Source organism: Pseudomonas sp. SJZ080 (genome assembly GCF_007828295.1).
GTDB lineage: Bacteria > Pseudomonadota > Gammaproteobacteria > Pseudomonadales > Pseudomonadaceae > Aquipseudomonas > Aquipseudomonas migulae_A.
The window spans coordinates 41,881-62,021 of the sequence record NZ_VIUK01000009.1; the positions used below are offsets into that span (position 1 = coordinate 41,881).

The 20,141-nt window shown below is 60.0% G+C and carries 15 protein-coding genes; 12 read left to right on the plus strand and 3 right to left on the minus strand.

Annotation, left to right across the window (positions count from 1 at the left end; genetic code table 11):
• Window positions 1–245 precede the first annotated feature (245 nt).
• The 4 genes from FBY04_RS14190 to FBY04_RS14205 all read left to right on the plus strand — a co-directional run bounded on the left by FBY04_RS14190 (window position 246) and on the right by FBY04_RS14205 (window position 4,350).
• A complete protein-coding gene (locus FBY04_RS14190; RefSeq protein ID WP_145315582.1) occupies window positions 246–1,919 on the plus strand; it encodes a nitrite/sulfite reductase in 1,674 nt (557 codons plus the stop codon).
• Window positions 1,916–2,395, plus strand: coding sequence for a DUF934 domain-containing protein (locus FBY04_RS14195; protein ID WP_145315583.1), 480 nt, complete (start codon window positions 1,916–1,918; stop codon window positions 2,393–2,395). The genes FBY04_RS14190 and FBY04_RS14195 overlap by 4 nt, the downstream gene beginning before the upstream one ends.
• A gap of 157 nt (window positions 2,396–2,552) precedes the next feature.
• The gene (locus tag FBY04_RS14200) at window positions 2,553–3,521 is read left to right on the plus strand and encodes a hypothetical protein (RefSeq protein WP_145315584.1); all 969 of its coding nucleotides are present in this window, start codon (window positions 2,553–2,555) and stop codon (window positions 3,519–3,521) included.
• 157 nt (window positions 3,522–3,678) lie between these two features.
• Window positions 3,679–4,350, plus strand: a complete 672-nt coding sequence (locus tag FBY04_RS14205) for a DUF3313 domain-containing protein (protein ID WP_084320650.1) — start codon at window positions 3,679–3,681, stop codon at window positions 4,348–4,350.
• 167 nt (window positions 4,351–4,517) lie between these two features.
• On the opposite strand, the gene FBY04_RS14210 is transcribed toward FBY04_RS14205, so the two are convergent.
• The 3 genes from FBY04_RS14210 to FBY04_RS14220 all read right to left on the minus strand — a co-directional run bounded on the left by FBY04_RS14210 (window position 4,518) and on the right by FBY04_RS14220 (window position 6,316).
• A complete protein-coding gene (locus FBY04_RS14210; RefSeq protein WP_145315585.1) occupies window positions 4,518–4,715 on the minus strand; it encodes a hypothetical protein in 198 nt (65 codons plus the stop codon).
• Between the two features lie 10 nt (window positions 4,716–4,725).
• Window positions 4,726–5,517 (minus strand): hypothetical protein, encoded by a 792-nt coding sequence (locus FBY04_RS14215; RefSeq protein ID WP_145315586.1) that lies wholly within the window; start codon window positions 5,515–5,517, stop codon window positions 4,726–4,728.
• A 373-nt stretch (window positions 5,518–5,890) separates the two neighbouring features.
• Window positions 5,891–6,316, minus strand: a complete 426-nt coding sequence (locus FBY04_RS14220) for a YciI family protein (protein ID WP_145315587.1) — start codon at window positions 6,314–6,316, stop codon at window positions 5,891–5,893.
• 156 nt (window positions 6,317–6,472) lie between these two features.
• Between FBY04_RS14220 and FBY04_RS14225 the strand changes: the two genes are divergently transcribed.
• From FBY04_RS14225 to FBY04_RS14265, 8 genes are all read left to right on the plus strand, one after another.
• On the plus strand, window positions 6,473–6,916 hold the full coding sequence (locus FBY04_RS14225) for a polyketide cyclase (protein WP_145315588.1): 444 nt from the start codon (window positions 6,473–6,475) through the stop codon (window positions 6,914–6,916).
• 231 nt (window positions 6,917–7,147) lie between these two features.
• Entirely contained in the window at window positions 7,148–7,648 is a 501-nt protein-coding gene (tpx, locus tag FBY04_RS14235; protein ID WP_145315589.1) for a thiol peroxidase, read from the plus strand.
• A gap of 178 nt (window positions 7,649–7,826) precedes the next feature.
• Window positions 7,827–9,143 (plus strand): MdtA/MuxA family multidrug efflux RND transporter periplasmic adaptor subunit, encoded by a 1,317-nt coding sequence (locus FBY04_RS14240; protein ID WP_145315590.1) that lies wholly within the window; start codon window positions 7,827–7,829, stop codon window positions 9,141–9,143.
• Window positions 9,140–12,244 carry an MdtB/MuxB family multidrug efflux RND transporter permease subunit gene (locus FBY04_RS14245; RefSeq protein ID WP_084320658.1) on the plus strand — a complete coding sequence of 1,035 codons (3,105 nt, stop codon included), beginning with the start codon at window positions 9,140–9,142 and terminating at the stop codon, window positions 12,242–12,244. The genes FBY04_RS14240 and FBY04_RS14245 overlap by 4 nt, the downstream gene beginning before the upstream one ends.
• Window positions 12,241–15,348 carry an efflux RND transporter permease subunit gene (locus FBY04_RS14250; protein ID WP_084320659.1) on the plus strand — a complete coding sequence of 1,036 codons (3,108 nt, stop codon included), beginning with the start codon at window positions 12,241–12,243 and terminating at the stop codon, window positions 15,346–15,348. The genes FBY04_RS14245 and FBY04_RS14250 overlap by 4 nt, the downstream gene beginning before the upstream one ends.
• Window positions 15,345–16,820, plus strand: a complete 1,476-nt coding sequence (locus FBY04_RS14255; RefSeq protein WP_145315591.1) for an efflux transporter outer membrane subunit — start codon at window positions 15,345–15,347, stop codon at window positions 16,818–16,820. The genes FBY04_RS14250 and FBY04_RS14255 overlap by 4 nt, the downstream gene beginning before the upstream one ends.
• Window positions 16,821–17,051: 231 nt before the next feature.
• Entirely contained in the window at window positions 17,052–19,133 is a 2,082-nt protein-coding gene (locus FBY04_RS14260) for a bifunctional diguanylate cyclase/phosphodiesterase (RefSeq protein WP_145315592.1), read from the plus strand.
• A 155-nt stretch (window positions 19,134–19,288) separates the two neighbouring features.
• Window positions 19,289–20,035 (plus strand): SDR family oxidoreductase, encoded by a 747-nt coding sequence (locus tag FBY04_RS14265; RefSeq protein ID WP_017338488.1) that lies wholly within the window; start codon window positions 19,289–19,291, stop codon window positions 20,033–20,035.
• The last annotated feature ends 106 nt before the right edge of the window (window positions 20,036–20,141 follow it).

Here is a 20,141-nt window from a genome sequence, read left to right on the forward strand (position 1 = left end):
GTTTTTTTGCGTTTAGCTGAATCTGTAACGTACTGCGCTGCAGGTCCATAGTCACACCCAGAAAACGAGCCGCAGAGCTGGATGCCGATCCGTTGGGGAAAATTGAACTTGCAGGAGCCGGCTTGCTGGCGATGACGTTCTCGAGGGCGCCATCGCCAGCAAGCCGGCTCCTGCGAAAAGCGCCTCACACGCTCAACTGACCGACATCAGCCACAGAGCCCGATCAATCCTGATGAGGTAGCCACATGTATCAGTACGACGACTATGACCGGGCGCTGGTCTTCGAGCGGGTTGCACAGTTTCGCGATCAGGTCGAACGCTTTATGGCGGGCGAGTTGAGCGAAGAGGAATTCCTGCCGTTGCGCTTGCAGAACGGCCTGTACATGCAAAAACACGCGTACATGTTGCGCGTGGCAATTCCCTACGGCACGCTCAGCGCCCGGCAGATGCGCACGCTGGCGAGCATCGCCCGGGATTACGATCGCGGTTATGGCCACTTCACCACCCGGCAGAACATGCAGTTCAACTGGATCGAACTGGCCCAGGTGCCGGAGATTCTCGAACGCCTGGCCGAGGTGGAAATGCATGCCATCCAGACCTCCGGCAACTGTGTGCGCAACATCACCACCGAAGCCTTCGCCGGGGTGGCCGCGGACGAACTGATCGACCCGCGACCGCTGGCGGAAATCCTGCGCCAGTGGTCGACGATCAACCCGGAATTCCTGTTTCTGCCGCGCAAGTTCAAGATCGCCATCTGCTCGGCCGAACAGGACCGCGCGGCAATCATGATGCATGACATCGGCCTCTATCTTTACCCCGGCACCGACGGGCAAATGCTCCTGCGAGTCATCGTTGGCGGTGGCTTGGGACGCACGCCCATCCTTGGTTTGCAGATTCGCGAAGGCTTGCCGTGGCAGCACTTGTTGTCCTACGTCGAGGCGGTGCTGCGGGTTTATAACCGCCACGGCCGGCGCGACAACAAGTACAAGGCGCGGATCAAGATTCTGGTCAAGGCGCTGGGCATCGAAGCCTTTGCCAGGGAAGTGGAAGAGGAGTGGCAATACCTCAAGGAGGGTCCGGCACAATTGACCGGCGTTGAATACGAGCGTGTCGCCAGTGCCTTCGTGCCGCCGGATTACCGTTCGTTGTCCGACACCGATCTGGAGTTCGGCACACGCCTGGCCGAGAACCCGACGTTCGCCCGCTGGGTGTCGCGCAACGTCCAGCCGCACAAGGTGCCGGGCTACGCCAGTGTGGTGCTGTCGACCAAACCGGGCATCGCCTCGCCGCCGGGTGACGTGACTGGCGAGCAAATGGACGTGGTGGCCGGGTGGTCCGAGCAGTTCGGTTTTGGCGAAATCCGTATCGCCCATGAGCAGAATATTGTCCTGCCGGACGTGCCGAAGGCAGATCTGTTCGCACTGTGGAGTCGGGCTTGCGAGCACGGGCTGGGCAGCGCCAATGTCGGTTTGCTGACCGATATCATCGCTTGTCCCGGCGGCGACTTCTGCGCCCTGGCCAACGCCAAGTCGATCCCGATTGCGCAAGGCATTCAGGCGCGGTTTGAAGACCTGGACTACCTGCATGACCTGGGCGATATCAGCCTCAACATTTCCGGTTGCATGAACGCCTGCGGCCATCACCACATCGGCAACATCGGCATTCTTGGCGTCGACAAGAATGGCAGCGAGAGGTACCAGATCACGCTTGGCGGCGCTCAGGGCAAGCACAGCGCGTTGGGTAAAGTCATCGGTCCGTCCTTCAGCGCCGTCGAAGTGCCCGACGTCATCGAGCGGATCATCTCCACGTTTGCGCGCTACCGCGAGAGCGAAGAATTGTTCGTCGACACCTTGCAACGCATCGGTCTGGAACCGTTCAAGGAAGCGGTTTATCCGAAGGTGCTGGAGGTGTCGGCATGAACAATCTGCTACGGCTGGAGGCGGGTGAAGCGCGGATTGTTGCTGACGATCCGTGGACGTTGATCAGGGATATCGAGGCTGAACAGCCCGCAGGTCCGATGATTGTGCCGCTGGCCCGTTGGCTGGAAGACCCGCAACAGCATGGGGTCTGGTTGGGCCCGGACGATGAAGTGGAGTGCCTCAAGCCGTGGTTTGCGCAGCTGCCGCTGATTGCCCTGGATTTCCCGAGTTTCCGGGACGGACGCGCCTATAGCCAGGCGTACCTGTTGCGCACTCGATTGGGCTGGACCGGCGAATTGCGCGCGGTCGGCGACGTGCTGCGCGATCAGCTCAGCCACATGCGCCAATGCGGTTTCGACAGCTTTGCCGTGCGCGAAGACAAGTCCGCCGAAGATGCGCTCAAAGGGTTGGCGGGCATGAGCGTGTTGTATGGGCGTTCAGTCATTGAGCCACGGCCGCTATTCCGACGTCGCTGAACGCGACAGGATCAAAAGATCGCAGCCTGCGGCAGCTCCTGCGCCACCGTGCACGTAGGAGCTGCCGCAGGCTGCGATCTTTTTTTTCTTTGGGCACTGATCCCGTTTTGATAGAGTCCGCGCCTCACAAGGAAGTCAGTAAAGAAAGGAGTCTGGTTTGAGCGCGGGCAAGAAAATTCTGGGGCTGATCGCACTGGTGCTGATGACGGCCCTGTGGGGCAGTTACTTTTATCTGTTTCAGGAAAACCGCAACGGGCAACTCGGGGAGGCTTCCGACAGTTCTGCCTGGTGCGGAACGCCACCGACCAGCGATGTGGCGGCCCTGGGCAAGGATTGGCTGACACTGCGCATCACTAACACTGTGCGCGGCGAATTCATGCTCTCGGGGGCGGTCATCGTGTCCGAGCGGACCTTCGACCGTTATGACCTGGGCCGCAACGAATTGCGCCTGCGCCTGGAGCCGCTGCAGTGGTCATACGGCGTCACGCCGATTTTCCTCGAACAGGTCAGGATCAAGCCCCTGAGCCGCAATCTATCTTCACTCGACAAGAGCGCCTACGCCGAGCTTGAAGCCCGGCCCATCGGCGTCCAGGGCAGGGCGCAAGCGTTTCCGTTCGATAGCTATCGTTATGGCTACAAACCCGTGGTGTACATCCTCAAGGGCAATGAACGGATTGATCTGAAGTTCAAGCGCATCACCACCCGCATGGAGATGTCCAACACCTTCACGCCGATTCAGAAGTACAACCGCGCCGAGTACATCAATGAGAAGAATTCACTGGTTCGCGAGGAGGATTACAAACCTTACGCGGCCAATGAATGCGCGTTCAGCGTCGAGCGCAAAGACTCGTTCAAGGTGATCGTGCTGCTGTTGTTGCTGGTGATCTGCCTGCCGCTGATGCACGTGTTCTATCGTGACGAGCCGGGCATCGACTTTCTGGCGACGCTGGTGAGTATCGGCGCGATCCGGGTGCTGCTGGTCGGGCCACTGACTGACTTTCAGCTATACAACATCGACTTCCTGTTCGGTGCCGCGATTTTGCTGGTGGGCACGGTGTCGTTGATCAAGGCGATGCGGGCCAATAGTCGGCGGGAATTGGCGGCGAAGAGTGGTTCGTCCTGGTGATTGATACCTGAAGCCGTGTCGAAGCCATCGCCGACACGGCCTCGTATTGTGCCAACGAATGAATATTGAGATTTATCAGAACAAAAAGTGCGGCATTGGCTATACCTGTAACACCTGTTTCCCAAACTGTTGTCGACCGCATTACAGGAGTTACAGCATGAAGCTTGCGTTAATGATGAGCACACTGTGCATTGCCTCGATCGGCGTGGTGGGCTGCACCAGTTCGAAGGTCGAGCCGGACCAGTATTCCGGGTTTCTCAAGGATTACAGCCAGCTCAAAGAAGCCAAATCCCCTTCGGGGGCGGTGGTGATGCGTTGGGTTGATCCGAAGCTCGACATCAACAAATACAAAAGCGTGTATGTCGAACCGACCCAACTGTATCCCAAGCCTCAGCCGACCGTGAAAATCCCTCAGGCCACCTTGAACGGGATTACCAGTTATTACGATCAGGCGCTCAAACGCGAGATTGGCAAATCCCTGCCTTTGGCGGCAGGCCCTGGCCCGGGTGTGATGGTGGTGCGCGCGGCGATCACTGCCGTCAGCAGCAAGACCCAAGGCCTGAAAGCTTATGAAGTGATTCCGATTGCCCTGGTGGCGGCCGCGGTGAGTACCGCCAGCGGTATTCGTGATCAGGAAACCGACCTGGCCACCGAAGCCGTGTTCCTGGATGGCAGCAACAATAAAGTGCTGGCCCAGGTGGTGCGCAAAGGCACTGGCAAACCGTTGGAAAACGAGGCTCAGGTGATGAAAGCCGATGACGTGAAAGGCGTAATCGATGGCTGGGCGTCGGATATGCATCAGTCTTACCTGAAGCTGAAATCCAAATAATGCATTGGGGCTGAAGGCTGTATCGCCGGCAAGCCGGTCTCGCTCCCACAAAGAAACTGAGTCGAACATGCATTTGAATGTTCACCGGTGATCGAATGTGGGAGCGAGCCTGCTCGCGAAGACGGCCGTTTCAGTCGTCGAATACCGACTCCCATCGTCCCTGCGTATCACCTCACGACCGTCTTGAACTTCGTACGCTCCTGGTCCACCGTCCGGGTGCAACAGGCCCCACCGGTAATACCTCGAACTTCTTCCCGCATAGCGGTGAAGCTGGATTCGGTGACGCTGACGTCCTGGGCGCCGACCCCACAACTGACGAACATGGACATCAGGCTGTAACCGGCTGCGCGAAGTGCAATGTGCATGGGGAAATCCTTATTGACCGAAGGTGGCGTTGAAGCCCACGAACAGCGTGAACTGGGGCAAGCCATCACCCTTGTGTTCGACGGTCCACTGCGGTTCGATGAAGGCATTGAGGATATTGTCCCTGGATTTCCAGACCTTGCCGGCACCCAGGCCAAGCGGGATGTAATGGGTGTCATTCTTCAGGTCGAAGGCCCAGGTTGCGGTGGAGCGCAGGTACCAACCTCTCTCCAGGTTGTGAATGACAAACGGCTGCACGGTGGCCGATTCCACATGCGAGCGGTCGCTGTCGCCAGCGAAGGAGTTCTGGTATTGCACCAGTGCACCGAGCAAACCACGGGGCGATGAATCGATCGCAATGGCCGCCAGCCCGGCTTGCCATTTGCCGGTTCCCAGCTCGTCCTTATCGGCATAGGGCGCGGTGATCTGCGGACCGATGCCCAATTGCACGCCCTCGGTCTTGAGCAGGAAGAAATCGATCAGGTTCAGATCACCTTCACCGGTGCTGTAGCCCCCACCTGGATCGGGGCGAATGCTGATCGGCGCGGTGGCACGCAGCAATTGCGGGACGCCAATGAAACCGTTGGGCGCAATCGGCAGTGTGCCGCGCACCAGCAGGTCGTTAGTGTGGATGTTGGAGCCGTAGTATTTCGGGGTGTAGTAATCCAGCAGGTTCATCCCCGCCTCGGGGTTCAATGGATTGTTGCTTTTGTTGACCATGTCGGGGTCGTCTGCCTGGACACAAACCACAGAAGTTATAGAGATCGCCAAAAGAAAGGCGCGCGCTCCTGGATGCTTCGACATGATTCGCCGGTTCCTTGGTGGCTCATTGGTCAACTCGGCACTTGGCGGCCATTACTGCGTAATCTCTTTCCTATCAAGCCTGTAAGACATATTTGATGACGTTAGCAGTTGCCGGTGGGTTATCCAGTCGAAGGGATCGATTCATGGGTTCGTGTCCTGCAGAAACAAAAAAACCGCTAGTCGTATAAACACGAATAGCGGCCTTCGAAGAAACATTGTGGCGAGGGGGTTTACCCCCGTTGGGGTGCGTAGCAGCCCCATAACTGCAGACGAGATTGGTCTGCAGAAACGCAATCACCGTTTTCGGTGCGGTGCGACATTTTGCTAAACCCTCTCGCCAAAATGGTTGAGGTGACCGCGCTTGCATGGCTGATCAGTGTCTCTTTACTTGTTCACGCAACCGTTCCTCCTGCTCCCGCAGTTCCGGTGTGAACTCGGCCCCGAAATCCTCAGCCTCGAACACCTGGCGGATCTCGATCTCGGCTTCTGTGCCCGGCATTGGATTGGGGCAACGCTTGACCCATTCAATGGCTTCCTCTCTGGACTTCACCTGCCACAGCCAATACCCGGCGATCAGCTCCTTGGTTTCGGCGAACGGGCCGTCGATGACCGTGCGCTTGTCCCCGGAGAAGCGCACACGGGCGCCTTTGCTGCTGGGGTGCAGGCCTTCGCCGGCGAGAAGGATGCCGGCTTTGGCCAGTTCTTCGTTGTAATTGCCCATCGCCGTCAACAGTTCTTCGCTGGGCATCACGCCGGCCTCGGAGTCCGGGCTGGCTTTCACGATGATCATGAATCGCATGAGGTGGCTCCTTCGGATGGGATTGATTCACTGTATGGTCGATTGGTGATTAGCCAAATCGACACTGGTTAGAAAAACGTCAGTGAAATTTTCGCCCCGCATTTCGTTAACAAAATTGCTGGCCTGCCTATCCATCGACCAACGGAATGCGCCCTCATGCCCACCTTGGAACTCACAACGCTGATCCCCGAACGCACGCCCGAGCAAGTCCTCGATTTCTGCCTGGAGGGTGTGAACTTCCCGAAGATCTTTCCCGAACGCATCACGCCGCTGGGTGATATCGACCTGACTAACCTGCGCATCGAAGCCGGGCGTCAGTTCCATTTTCGCCACTGGATGTTCAATGTTATCCCGGCAAACTGGACGGTGGTGATCCGTGAAGTCGGCGACCGGCATTTCATCGATGAAATGCTCAAAGGGCCAATGGCTGCCTTTCGTCATGAACATCGGGTGGCGGAGGGAGAGGGCGGTACGCTGTACACCGACCGTGTGACGTATTCGGCAATTGGCGGTGCGCTGTCGGAGGCGCTGCTGGTCAATGCCTATATGCGTCGAATTTTTGAGGTGCGGCATCGTAATATGCTGCGGTTGCTGAGCTAACGCCGATTCTGTAGGAGCGAAGCTTGCTCGCGAACGGAGCGCTGCGGTGTGCCTGTCTGACCGCGTAATCGTTCTTCGCGGGCAAGCCATGCTCCTGCAGGATTCGGGTTGTATCCGAATTGTGCGGCGACACTTCACAATTTGTATCCGCCCATAGGTCGTCGGCCCGTTTCGTGGTTAACTTCGGCCTCTTCAAAATTCTCCACATCAACGTTCAGAAGGACTCCGCTCATGGCTCAAGTCACCCTTAAAGGCAACCCGGTTCAAGTCAACGGCCAACTGCCACAAGCCGGTTCCAAGGCGCCAGCCTTTTCCCTGGTTGCCGGCAATCTGTCCGACGTGACCCTGGCGAATTTCGCCGGCAAGCGCAAAGTACTGAACATCTTCCCAAGCGTCGACACCCCGACCTGCGCGACGTCGGTTCGCAAGTTCAACGCCCAGGCCAACGAAGTCGCCAACACCGTGGTGCTGTGCATCTCCGCTGACCTGCCGTTCGCTCAAGCCCGTTTCTGTGGCGCCGAAGGCCTGGAAAACGTGCAGAACCTGTCGACCCTGCGCGGTGCCGAGTTCATCGAGAACTACGGTGTGGCCATTGCCGACGGCCCGCTCAAAGGCCTGACTGCCCGTGCCGTCGTAGTCCTGGACGAAAATGACAACGTGCTGCACAGCGAGCTGGTCAAGGAAATCGCTGAAGAACCGAACTACGAAGCGGCACTCGCTGTTCTGAAATAGGCATACCTTTACAATTGTTAACGGCCTGGCCCTGTCCAGGCCGTTTTCATTTGTGCTTCAGTGTCTTAGATAAATCTCCTGTTACGTAAGCCGAAGGTAAATTGCCGGTAAAGGCGCTTTGCTTAATGCCCGCCAGTGCTTATCGTTCAGCCTCCCGTAGAAGAAGCCCACGCGCCCAATGGTTGATCATTCAATGCAATCCTCCGCTTCCCGTAGTCCTCGTCGCTGGCTGTTCGGCCTGCTTGTCCTGTTGGTCATCGCTGGCCTGTGCTGGAAATTCTGGCCCGGCAGTGCTGCGCCAAAAGAAGGCAACGGACAAAAAGCCGTGGCGGGGCACACTGGCCGTTCGGGCGGCATGCGTCCGGGTTTCGGTGGGGCGACCGGGCCGGTTCCGGTGCGTGTGGCGCCGGCGGTCAAGGGTGACTTCCCGCTGTATTACAAGGCGCTGGGCACCGTGACGGCGTTGAACACCATCAATGTGCGCAGCCGGGTGGGCGGCGAGTTGATCAAGGTGTCGTTCGAAGAAGGGCAGATGGTCAAGGCCGGTGACTTGCTGGCGGAAATCGATCCGCGTCCTTACCAGAACGCCTTGCTGCAGGCCGAAGGCACCTTGCTGCAGAATCAGGCGCAACTGAAGAACGCCCAGGTCGATGTCGAGCGTTATCGTGGTCTGTACCGCGAAGACAGTATCGCCAAGCAGACCCTGGACACCGCCGAAGCGCTGGTGGGCCAGTATCAGGGCACGGTCAAGACCAATCAGGCGGCGGTCAATGACGCCAAACTCAACCTCGAATTCACCAAAATCCGCGCGCCGATTGCCGGTCGTGTAGGCCTGCGTCAGCTCGACGTCGGTAACCTCGTTGCCGCCAATGACACCACGGCGCTGGCGATCATCACCCAGACCCAACCGATCAGCGTTGCCTTTACCTTGCCGGAGAACAGCCTCGACGTGGTACTGGCCCGCTATCGCAGTGGCGCCAAACTGCCCGCCGAAGCCTGGGACCGTGGCGACACCAAACTGCAGGCCACCGGCGTGTTGCAGAGCCTCGATAACCAGATCGACGTCACCACCGGCACCCTGAAATTCAAGGCGCGCTACGAAAACCGCGATCAGGCGCTGTTCCCCAATCAGTTCGTCAATGTCCATCTGCTGGCCGACACCCTCAAAGACGTGGTGCTCGCACCGTCGGCAGCTATCCAGTTCGGCACCAATGGCACCTTCGTCTATGCAATGGATGGCGACAAGAAAGTCACGATCCGTCAGTTGAAAGTCGGTGCCAGCGATGGTGAAAACACCGTGATCACCGAAGGCCTGGCGGCGGGCGATCGCGTCGTCCTCGAAGGCACCGACCGCCTGAAGGAGGGCAGCGAAGTAGAAGTGGTCAACGACACCAAGGACGTACCGACCACGCCGACCGGGCACCTGCAAGGCAAATCGGCGGCCAACGCGCCTGAGCCGGCCACCACCGACAAGGCGAAAAAGGGCGGCGCATGAACATCTCGCGGCTGTTCATCCTTCGCCCGGTCGCCACGACCCTGAGCATGCTGGCCATTATTCTGGCCGGTGTGATTGCCTATCGGCTATTGCCGGTGTCGGCCCTGCCTCAGGTCGATTACCCGACCATTCGCGTGATGACCCTCTATCCCGGCGCCAGCCCGGACGTCATGACCAGCGCCGTGACCGCGCCGCTCGAGCGTCAGTTCGGGCAAATGCCCGGCCTGACCCAGATGGCCTCGACCAGTTCCGGCGGCGCTTCGGTGCTGACCCTGCGGTTCAGCCTCGACATCAACATGGATGTCGCCGAGCAGCAGGTGCAAGCCGCGATCAACGCCGCCACCAATCTGCTGCCAAAGGACTTGCCCGCGCCGCCGGTGTACAACAAGGTCAACCCGGCGGACACCCCGGTGCTGACCCTGGCGATCACGTCCAAGACCATGTTGCTGCCCAAGCTCAATGACCTGGTCGATACGCGCATGGCGCAGAAAATTGCCCAGATCAGCGGCGTCGGCATGGTCAGCATTGCCGGCGGCCAGCGACAGGCAGTACGGATCAAGGTCAACCCCGAAGCCCTCGCGGCCAACGGTTTGAACCTGTCGGACGTGCGCACCCTGATCGGCGCGTCGAACGTCAACCAGCCCAAGGGCAACTTCGACGGCCCGACCCGGGTCTCGATGCTCGATGCAAACGATCAACTGACCTCGCCCAAGGATTACGCCAACCTGATCCTGGCCTACGCAAACGGCGCGCCATTGCGGCTCAAGGACGTGGCGGAAATCGTCGATGGGGCGGAGAACGAACGTCTGGCGGCGTGGGCCAATGAAAACCAGGCCGTGTTGCTGAACATCCAGCGCCAGCCCGGCGCCAACGTCATCGAAGTGGTCGACCGGATCAAGGCCTTGCTGCCGAGCATCACGGATAACCTGCCGGCCGGCCTTGACGTCACCGTGCTGACCGACCGCACCCAGACCATCCGCGCGTCCGTCACCGACGTGCAACACGAATTGCTGATTGCCATTGCGCTGGTCGTGATGGTGACGTTCCTGTTCCTGCGGCGCGCCAGTGCCACGATCATTCCATCGGTAGCCGTGCCGCTGTCGTTGATCGGCACCTTCGGCGTGATGTACCTCGCCGGTTTTTCGGTCAATAACCTGACCCTGATGGCCCTGACTATCGCCACCGGTTTTGTGGTGGACGATGCGATCGTCATGCTGGAAAACATTTCCCGGTTTATTGAAGAGGGCGACAGTCCGCTGAATGCGGCGCTCAAGGGCGCCAAGCAGATCGGCTTCACCCTGATTTCCCTGACCTTGTCGCTGATCGCAGTACTGATCCCGTTGCTGTTCATGGCCGATGTAGTGGGGCGCCTGTTTCGTGAGTTTGCGATCACGTTGGCGGTGGCGATCCTGATTTCCCTGGTCGTGTCGTTGACGCTGACGCCGATGATGTGCGCGCGGCTGCTCAAGCGCGAACCCAAGGAAGAAGAACAAGGCCGTTTCTACCGGGCCAGCGGCGCCACAATTGATTGGATGATCGCGGCTTACGGGCGCAAGTTAAAGTGGGTTCTCAAGCACCAGCCACTGACGTTGCTGGTGGCGATCGGCACTTTGGCGCTGACCGTGTTCCTTTACATGGTCGTGCCGAAGGGCTTTTTCCCGGTGCAAGACACTGGCGTTATCCAGGGCATTTCCGAGGCACCGCAGTCGATTTCCTTTGCAGCGATGAGTGAGCGGCAGCAGGAACTGGCCAAGGTGATTCTGGCGGACCCCGCCGTCGAGAGCCTGTCGTCCTACATTGGCGTCGATGGCGACAACTCGACACTCAACAGCGGTCGCCTGCTGATCAACCTCAAATCCCACAGCAACCGCGACTTGAGCGCCACCGAGGTGATCGCCCGCCTGCAACCGGAACTGGACAAGCTGGTCGGCATTCGCCTGTTCATGCAACCGGTGCAGGACCTGACCATCGAAGACCGGGTCAGCCGTACCCAGTACCAGTTCAGCATGTCTTCGCCGGACTCCGAGTTGCTCAACCTGTGGAGCGCTCGCTTGGTCGAAGCGCTGGCCCAACGGCCGGAGCTGACCGACGTCGCCAGCGATCTGCAGGACAAAGGCTTGCAGGTGTATCTGGTGATCGACCGCGATGCAGCGTCGCGGGTCGGGGTGTCGGTGTCGAACATTACCGACGCGCTGTATGACGCCTTCGGTCAGCGACAGATTTCCACCATTTACACCCAGGCCAGCCAGTACCGCGTGGTGTTGCAATCGCAGTCCGGCGAGAAAATCGGCCCGGATGCGCTGAACCAGATTCACGTCAAGACCACCGATGGCGGGCAAGTGCGCCTGTCCAGCCTGGCGCATATCGAAGAGCGTCAGGCGCAACTGGCGATCACCCATATCGGCCAGTTCCCGGCGGTGATGATGTCCTTCAACCTCGCGCCCGGCGTGGCGTTGGGGCACGCGGTGGAAATCATCGAGCAGGTGCAGAAAGACATCGGCATGCCGATTGGCGTGCAGACCCAGTTCCAGGGCGCGGCCGAAGCGTTCCAGGCGTCGCTGTCGAGCACGTTGCTGCTGATTCTGGCGGCGGTGGTGACCATGTACATCGTGCTCGGCGTGCTCTACGAGAGCTACATCCACCCGATTACCATTCTCTCGACCTTGCCGTCCGCGGCGGTCGGCGCCTTGCTGGCGTTGCTGTTGAGTGGCAATGACCTGGGGATGATCGCGATCATCGGCATCATCCTGCTGATCGGTATCGTGAAGAAGAACGCGATCATGATGATCGACTTCGCCCTCGACGCCGAGCGCAATCAGGGCATGGACCCGGAGACGGCGATCTATCAGGCGGCGCTGTTGCGTTTCCGGCCGATCCTGATGACCACGCTGGCGGCGTTGTTCGGTGCAGTGCCGTTGATGCTGGCCACCGGTTCCGGCGCTGAGCTGCGTCAACCGTTGGGTCTGGTGATGGTCGGTGGTTTGTTGGTCAGCCAGGTGCTGACCTTGTTCACCACGCCGGTGATTTACCTGTACTTCGACCGCCTCGGTCGGCGCTGGGGCCGTCCGTCCGAGCCCGTGGAAGTGGTCGAACAGCCATGAACCTCTCCGGACCTTTCATCAAACGCCCGGTCGCCACGATGTTGCTGAGCCTGGCGATCATGCTGCTGGGCGGGGTGAGCTTCGGTTTATTGCCAGTGTCACCGCTGCCGCAAATGGACTTCCCGGTGATCGTGGTCCAGGCCAGTCTGCCGGGCGCGAGCCCCGAAGTGATGGCCTCGACCGTGGCGACACCGCTCGAACGTTCCTTCGGCGCCATCGCCGGGGTCAACACCATGAGCAGCCGTTCCAGCCAAGGCTCGACCCGGGTGATTCTGCAATTCGACCTCGACCGCGACATCAACGGCGCGGCGCGGGAAGTGCAAGCGGCGATCAATGCCTCGCGCAACCTGCTGCCGAGCGGGATGCGCAGCATGCCGACCTACAAGAAGGTCAACCCGTCACAGGCGCCGATCATGGTGCTGTCGCTGACCTCGGACGTGCTGGAAAAGGGTCAGCTTTACGATTTGGCCTCGACGATCCTGTCCCAGAGCCTGTCCCAGGTTCAGGGCGTGGGTGAGGTGCAGATCGGCGGCAGCTCTCTGCCGGCGGTGCGCATCGAACTCGAACCCCAGGCGCTCAACCAGTACGGCGTGGCGCTGGACGATGTGCGCAACACCATCGCCAATGCCAACGTGCGTCGGCCCAAAGGCTCGGTCGAAGACGGCCAGCGGTTGTGGCAGGTTCAGGCCAACGATCAGCTGGAAAAAGCCAAGGATTACGAGTCGCTGATCATTCACTACAACGGCGGTGCAGCACTGCGGTTGAAGGATGTGGCCAAGGTCAGCGACGGCGTCGAGGACCGTTACAACAGCGGTTTCTTCAACGATGACGCGGCGGTGCTGCTGGTGATCAACCGCCAGGCCGGTGCGAACATCATCGAGACGGTCAACGAGATCAAGGCCCAACTCCCGGCACTGCAAGCCGTGCTGCCGGCCAGCGTCAAGCTGAACCTGGCCATGGACCGCTCGCCGGTGATCAAGGCAACCTTGCACGAAGCGGAAATGACCCTGCTGATCGCCGTTGCGCTGGTGATTCTGGTGGTGTTCCTGTTTCTCGGTAACTTCCGCGCCTCGCTGATTCCGACCCTCGCGGTGCCGGTTTCGCTGGTGGGCACCTTTGCGGTGATGTACCTGTACGGGTTTTCCCTGAACAACCTGTCGCTGATGGCGCTGATTCTGGCCACCGGTCTGGTGGTGGACGATGCCATCGTGGTGCTGGAGAACATCACCCGGCACATCGACGAAGGCGTGCCACCGATGAAGGCCGCTTACCTCGGGGCCCAGGAAGTCGGTTTTACGCTGCTGTCGATGAACGTCTCGCTGGTCGCGGTATTCCTGTCGATCCTGTTCATGGGCGGGATTATCGAAAGCCTGTTCCGTGAGTTTTCCATCACCCTGGCGGCGTCCATCGTGGTGTCGCTGGTGGTCTCGCTGACCCTGACACCGATGCTGTGTGCCCGCTGGCTCAAGCCACATACGCCGGGTGAGGAAAACCGCCTGCAACGCTGGAGCCAGCGCGCCAACGAGTGGATGGTCGGCAAATACGCCACCAGCCTGGACTGGGTGTTGCGTCACCGACGACTGACCTTGCTCAGTCTGATCGTGACAGTTGGCGTTAACATTGCGCTGTATGTGGTTGTTCCTAAAACATTTATGCCTCAGCAAGACACCGGCCAACTGATCGGCTTTGTGCGCGGCGACGACGGTCTGTCGTTCAGCGTGATGCAACCGAAAATGGAAACCTTTCGCCGCGCCGTACTCAAGGATGAAGCGGTGGAAAGCGTCGCAGGCTTCATCGGCGGTACCAACGGCACCAACAACGCCTTCATGCTGGTGCGCCTGAAACCGATCAAGGAACGGAGCGTTTCCGCGCAAAAAGTCATTGAGCGCCTGCGCAAGGAAATGCCCAAGGTTGCCGGTGCACAGTTGATGCTGATGGCGGATCAGGACCTGCAATTTGGCGGCGGTCGCGAGCAGACCACTTCGCAGTATTCCTACATCCTGCAAAGCGCCGACCTTGGCGAATTGCGCCAGTGGTATCCGAAAGTGGTGACTGCGCTCAAGGCGTTGCCGGAGCTGACCGCCATTGACGCCCGTGAAGGGCGGGGCGCGCAGCAGGTGACCTTGATCGTCGATCGCGATCAGGCAAAACGGCTGGGGGTCGACATGGACATGGTCACCGCCGTCCTGAACAACGCTTACAGCCAGCGACAGATTTCGACCATCTACGACAGCCTCAACCAATATCAGGTCGTCATGGAGGTCAATCCGAAGTACGCCCAGGACCCGATCACCCTCAAGCAGGTTCAGGTGATCACCGCCGATGGTGCGCGAATTCCACTGTCGACCATCGCCCATTACGAAAACAGCCTGGAAGATGACCGTGTCAGCCACGAAGGCCAGTTCGCCTCCGAGAGCATTTCCTTCGACATGGCCGAAGGCGTGACGGTGGAGCAGGGCACGGCTGCCATCGAGCGGGCGATTGCCAGACTCGGCATGCCGGAAGATGTGATCGTGAAGATGGCTGGCACCGCTGACGCTTTTGCCGCGACACAGAAGAGCCAGCCATGGATGATTCTTGGTGCGCTGGTGGCGGTGTATCTGGTGTTGGGCGTGTTGTATGAAAGCTACATCCATCCGCTGACCATTCTCTCGACCTTGCCGTCGGCCGGAGTCGGTGCGCTGCTGTCGATCTATGCGTTGGGCGGTGAATTCAGCCTGATCTCGTTGCTCGGGCTGTTTTTGCTGATCGGCGTGGTGAAGAAAAACGCCATTCTGATGATCGACCTCGCGTTGCAACTCGAACGGCATCAGGGCCTGGAACCGCTGGAGTCGATTCGCAGCGCGTGCCTGCAACGTCTGCGTCCGATTCTGATGACCACGCTGGCCGCGATCCTCGGTGCCTTGCCGCTGCTGCTAAGCCGTGCCGAGGGTGCGGAAATGCGTCAACCACTGGGCCTGACCATCATCGGCGGGCTGATTTTCAGTCAGGTGCTGACCCTTTACACCACCCCGGTGGTTTACCTCTATCTCGACAAACTGCGCCATCGCTTCAACCACTGGCGTGGGGTGCGTACCGATGCTGCTCTGGAAACTCCGCTATGACTGACCGTTCGCTTATCAACCTGTCTGCACCGCTGATCACGGCCCGAGGCTCGCGCTTGTTGAGCCTGTCGCTGTGCGTGGCGCTGCTCAGTGCCTGCGCCATCGGCCCGGATTACCAGCGCCCGCAAGCTGCCGCGCCGGTGCAATACAAGGAAGCGGCCGGTTGGCGTCAGGCCAACCCAAGCGATTCCCTGGCCCGCGGTGCCTGGTGGGAATTGTATGGCGATCAACAACTGAACGGCCTGATCGAGAAGCTCAACAGCGCCAACCAGACGGTTGCCCAGTCCGAAGCCCAATACCGTCAGGCCCAGGCGTTGGTGCGCAGTGCCCGCGGGGCGTTTTTTCCGACCGTGGACCTGACCGTCGGGAAAAACCGTTCCAGCCAGGGCACCGGCAGCAGCAGTTCGAGCCTGACCAGTTCGTCCAGTGGTATCCGCGACACCTATACCGCTCAGGCCGGGGTCAGTTGGGAGGCCGACGTCTGGGGCAAGCTGCGCCGCGGGCTGGAAGCCGACACCGCCAACGCCGAGGCGAGTTTTGCCGATCTGGCGGCGATGCGCCTGAGTCAACAGTCGGAACTGGTGCAGAACTACCTGCAATTGCGCGTGATCGATGAGCAGAAACGTCTGCTGCAAGCGACGGTCGAGGCCTATCAGCGCTCGCTGAAAATGACCGAAAACCAGTACCGCGCCGGTGTTTCCGGCAAGGACGCAGTGGCTCAGGCCACTACTCAGCTCAAGAGCACCGAGGCCGACCTGGTCGATCTGATCTGGCAGCGTGCCCAATTCGAGAACGCCATCGCCGTGCTGATCGGGCTGCCGCCGGCCGAGTTCAGCCTCGCGCAAACCCAGAACATCCCGGTCTTGCCTGAGGTGCCACTGAGCCTGCCTTCGCAATTACTGGAGCGCCGTCCGGACATCGCTTCCGCCGAACGTTCGGTGATGGCGGCCAACGCCAACATCGGCGTGGCCAAGGCGGCTTATTACCCGGACCTGACGCTGAGCCTGAACGGCGGTTACAGCAGCAGCACGTCATCCAACTGGATCAGCGTGCCGAACCGCTTCTGGTCGGTCGGCCCGCAACTGGCGATGACCCTGTTTGACGGCGGACAACGGTCCGCCGAAGTCGATCGCAGCGAAGCGGCCTATGACGAGACCGTCGCCAAGTACCGCCAGACCGTGCTCGACGGCTTCCGCGAGGTGGAAAATTATCTGGTTCAGCTCAAGGTCCTGGAAAACGAATCTGCCGTGCGCCAGCAAGCGCTGGACGCGGCGCGTGAGTCCTTGCGCCTGACCCGGAATCAGTACAAGGCCGGGTTGATTGCTTATCTGGATGTGGTGGTGGTGCAAGCCACGGCGCTGAACAACGAACGCAACATGCTGGACTTGTTGCAGAGCCGGCTGATTGCCAGCGTGCAGTTGATTGCGGCGCTGGGTGGTGGTTGGGACGGACAGCTAGAGCTCAACAACTGACACCTGTATTTCTGTCGGAGCTGGTAGGCGCTGTGTAGGAGCTCCTACACAGCTCCTGCAAGGGGAGCGGAGGCAAGGTTCCAGAGGAGTCGCCAGCAATCAAACAAGCGTTTCATCGGGTTGATGGCCCTTTGCTAATTTTGTCAGTGCGTTCTTTCATGCAATCAGTACAATCGCCGGATTTTCCCCCCGAGAATGGAAGCAGTACGGCGGGTCGTCACGAGAAGTCACATGCTCATCGGTAGCTATTCCCCCACGCTGGTTATCATCTCGCTCTTTGTGGCGATTCTCGCGTCCTATACCGCGCTCGACATGACCGGGCGCATTGCCACGGCCAAAGGCCGTGCGGTGCATTTGTGGACGGCCGGCGGCGCTTTGGCGATGGGCATTGGCGTGTGGTCAATGCACTTCATCGGCATGCTCGCGTTTGAACTGCCGATTGACCTCGGCTACGACATCACCCTGACGGCCCTGTCGCTGCTGACTGCAATCCTGTCCTGTGGTTTTGCCCTGTGGCTGGTCAGCCAGCCACAACTGCCGGGCTGGCAACTGGCGTTCGGTGCGTTGGCGATGGGCGCGGGCATCAGCGCCATGCACTACACCGGCATGGCCGCCATGCGCATGCAGCCGGGTATCGATTACGACCCGGCACTGTTCGGCGCTTCTCTGCTTATCGCCGTCGGCGCGTCGGGCGCTGCGTTATGGATCGCCTTCCGCCTGCGCCGGCACACGCCTTATGTCAGCGTGCTTCGAGGCGGCGCGGCGGTGATCATGGGCATTGCCATTGTCGGCATGCACTACACCGCCATGGCCGCTGCACGTTTTCCCGACGGCAGTTTTTGTGGCGCGGCAATCAGTGGATTGAACGGCAAGGGGCTGGACAGCCTGGTGCTGATCACCACGATGGCGGTGCTGAGCATTGCCTTGCTCACCTCTATTCTCGATGCTCGCCTGGAGGCTCGCACCGCCGAGCTGGCCCACTCGCTGACAGAGGCTAATCGCGAACTCACCCAACTGGCGCTGCACGACACCCTGACCGGCCTGCCCAATCGGGTGTTGCTGGCTGACCGTATCGACCAAGCCATGTCGAGGGTGCAGGAGCAAGGCGGCTGCTTTGCCTTGATGTTCATCGATCTGGACGGTTTCAAACCGGTCAATGATGCATTCGGCCATCACATGGGCGACCAATTGTTGCGTGAAGTCGCGCTGCGCCTGCGTGAGGACTTGCGAAGCCAGGACACGCTGGCGCGGATTGGCGGCGACGAGTTTGTGCTGCTGGTGCAACTGGCCGATGAGCATGACGCACTGAATCTGGCGGCGCGGCAAGTCGGGCTGATCGCGCGCTCGTTCCGCGTCGCCGAACATGATTTGCAGATATCCGCCAGTGTCGGCATCGCCCTTTATCCGGGAAACGGCCAGACCTGCGAAGAACTGCTGATGAACGCCGACGCAGCGATGTATCACGCCAAGGGCGCGGGCAAAAACGGCTACAGCTTCTTCGACGCCTCGATGAACAGCAACGCGCGCAAACAGCTGCAATTGCTGCAAGACCTGCGCAATGCCTTGGACCAGCAACAATTCAGTCTCTATTACCAGCCAAAATTCGACGCCAGCAACGGCCGGCCAGTCGGCGCCGAGGCGTTATTGCGCTGGGAGCACCCGACGCAGGGCATGCTGATGCCGGACAGGTTCATCGAACTCGCGGAGAAGACCGGGCTGATCATTCCGATCGGCGATTGGGTGCTCAACGAAGCCTGCCGGCAGATGCGCGAATGGTACGAGCTCGGTTACACCGACTGGCGCATTGCCGTGAACCTCTCGGCTTTGCAGTTCTGCCACGCTGGCCTGGTCCAGAGCGTCGCCAAAGCATTGGCCACGCACCATTTGCCGGCCAACAGCCTGACCCTGGAAATCACCGAAACCACCGCCATGAGCGACGCCGATGCGAGCATGATGGTGCTTAACGAACTCTCGGAGATGGGTGTCGACCTGTCGATTGACGACTTTGGAACCGGCTATTCGAGCCTGATGTACCTCAAGCGCCTGCCGGCCAACGAACTGAAAATCGACCGGGGATTTGTCCGTGACCTGGAACGTGACAGCGATGACGCGGCCATCGTTTCCGCCATCGTCGCCCTTGGCCAGGCGCTGGGTTTGCGCATCGTCGCCGAAGGCGTGGAAACCGATGTGCAGCAGGATTTCCTGACTCAACTCGGTTGCGACTCGTTGCAGGGCTATCTGCTGGGGCATCCGCTGCCGGCGGAGCGCTTCATGGTGGATATTCTTCGCGGGGAGCGGTTGGCAACGGCGTGAAAAATGTTGGACCGCGTTATCGCTCTTCGTGGCGGTGCGGCGGTCTGACTTGTTCGCGATGGCGTCGGCCTTGACACCACAGACCCCATGCAAAACCCTCCAATGGCGGTTATTCTTGGCCCCGACTGCATACGCTTGAACGGGGAAACGCTCGCATGGACAAAGTCATCGTCATCACCGGCGGCAGCCGCGGCATCGGCGCCGCCACAGCCTTGTTGGCCGCCGCACAGGGCTATCGGATCTGCATCAACTATCAATCCGACGAAGAAGCGGCGCACCGTGTGCTCGAGCAAGTACGCGCCCTCGGTGCCCAGGCCATCGCGGTACGAGCCGACGTCAGCATCGAAGACGAAGTGATCGGGCTGTTCAACCGCGTTGACGCCGAACTGGGCCGGGTGACCGCACTGGTCAATAACGCCGGCACCGTCGGGCACAAATCCCGCGTCGACGAAATGTCCGAGTTCCGCATTCTCAAAACCCTCAAGACCAACGTCCTGGCGCCGATCCTCTGCGCCAAGCACGCCGTGCTGCGCATGTCGCCGAAACACGGCGGGCAGGGCGGCAGCATCGTCAACGTCTCTTCGGTCGCCTCGCGCCTGGGAGCGCCAAATGAGTACGTGGATTACGCGTCGTCCAAAGGCGCGCTCGACACGTTCACCATCGGCCTGTCCAAGGAAGTGGCGGGCGAAGGCATTCGGGTCAATGCCGTGCGCCCCGGTTACATCTACACCGATTTCCATGCGCTGAGCGGCGATCCGGACCGGGTCAGCAAACTGGAATCGGCGATCCCGATGGCGCGCGGGGGCCGGCCGGATGAAGTGGCTGAGGCGATTGTGTGGTTGTTGTCGGATAAGGCGTCGTATGCGACGGGGACGTTCGTTGATCTCGGAGGTGGGCGCTGAATGGCTGTCTACTGTCATTGTTGACAGTAGACGTTGATCTCCGGCACGCCTAGATTGCGAGTGGCCTCTCCATCGTTGAGTGCCACGATTTGCACAGTTACACACC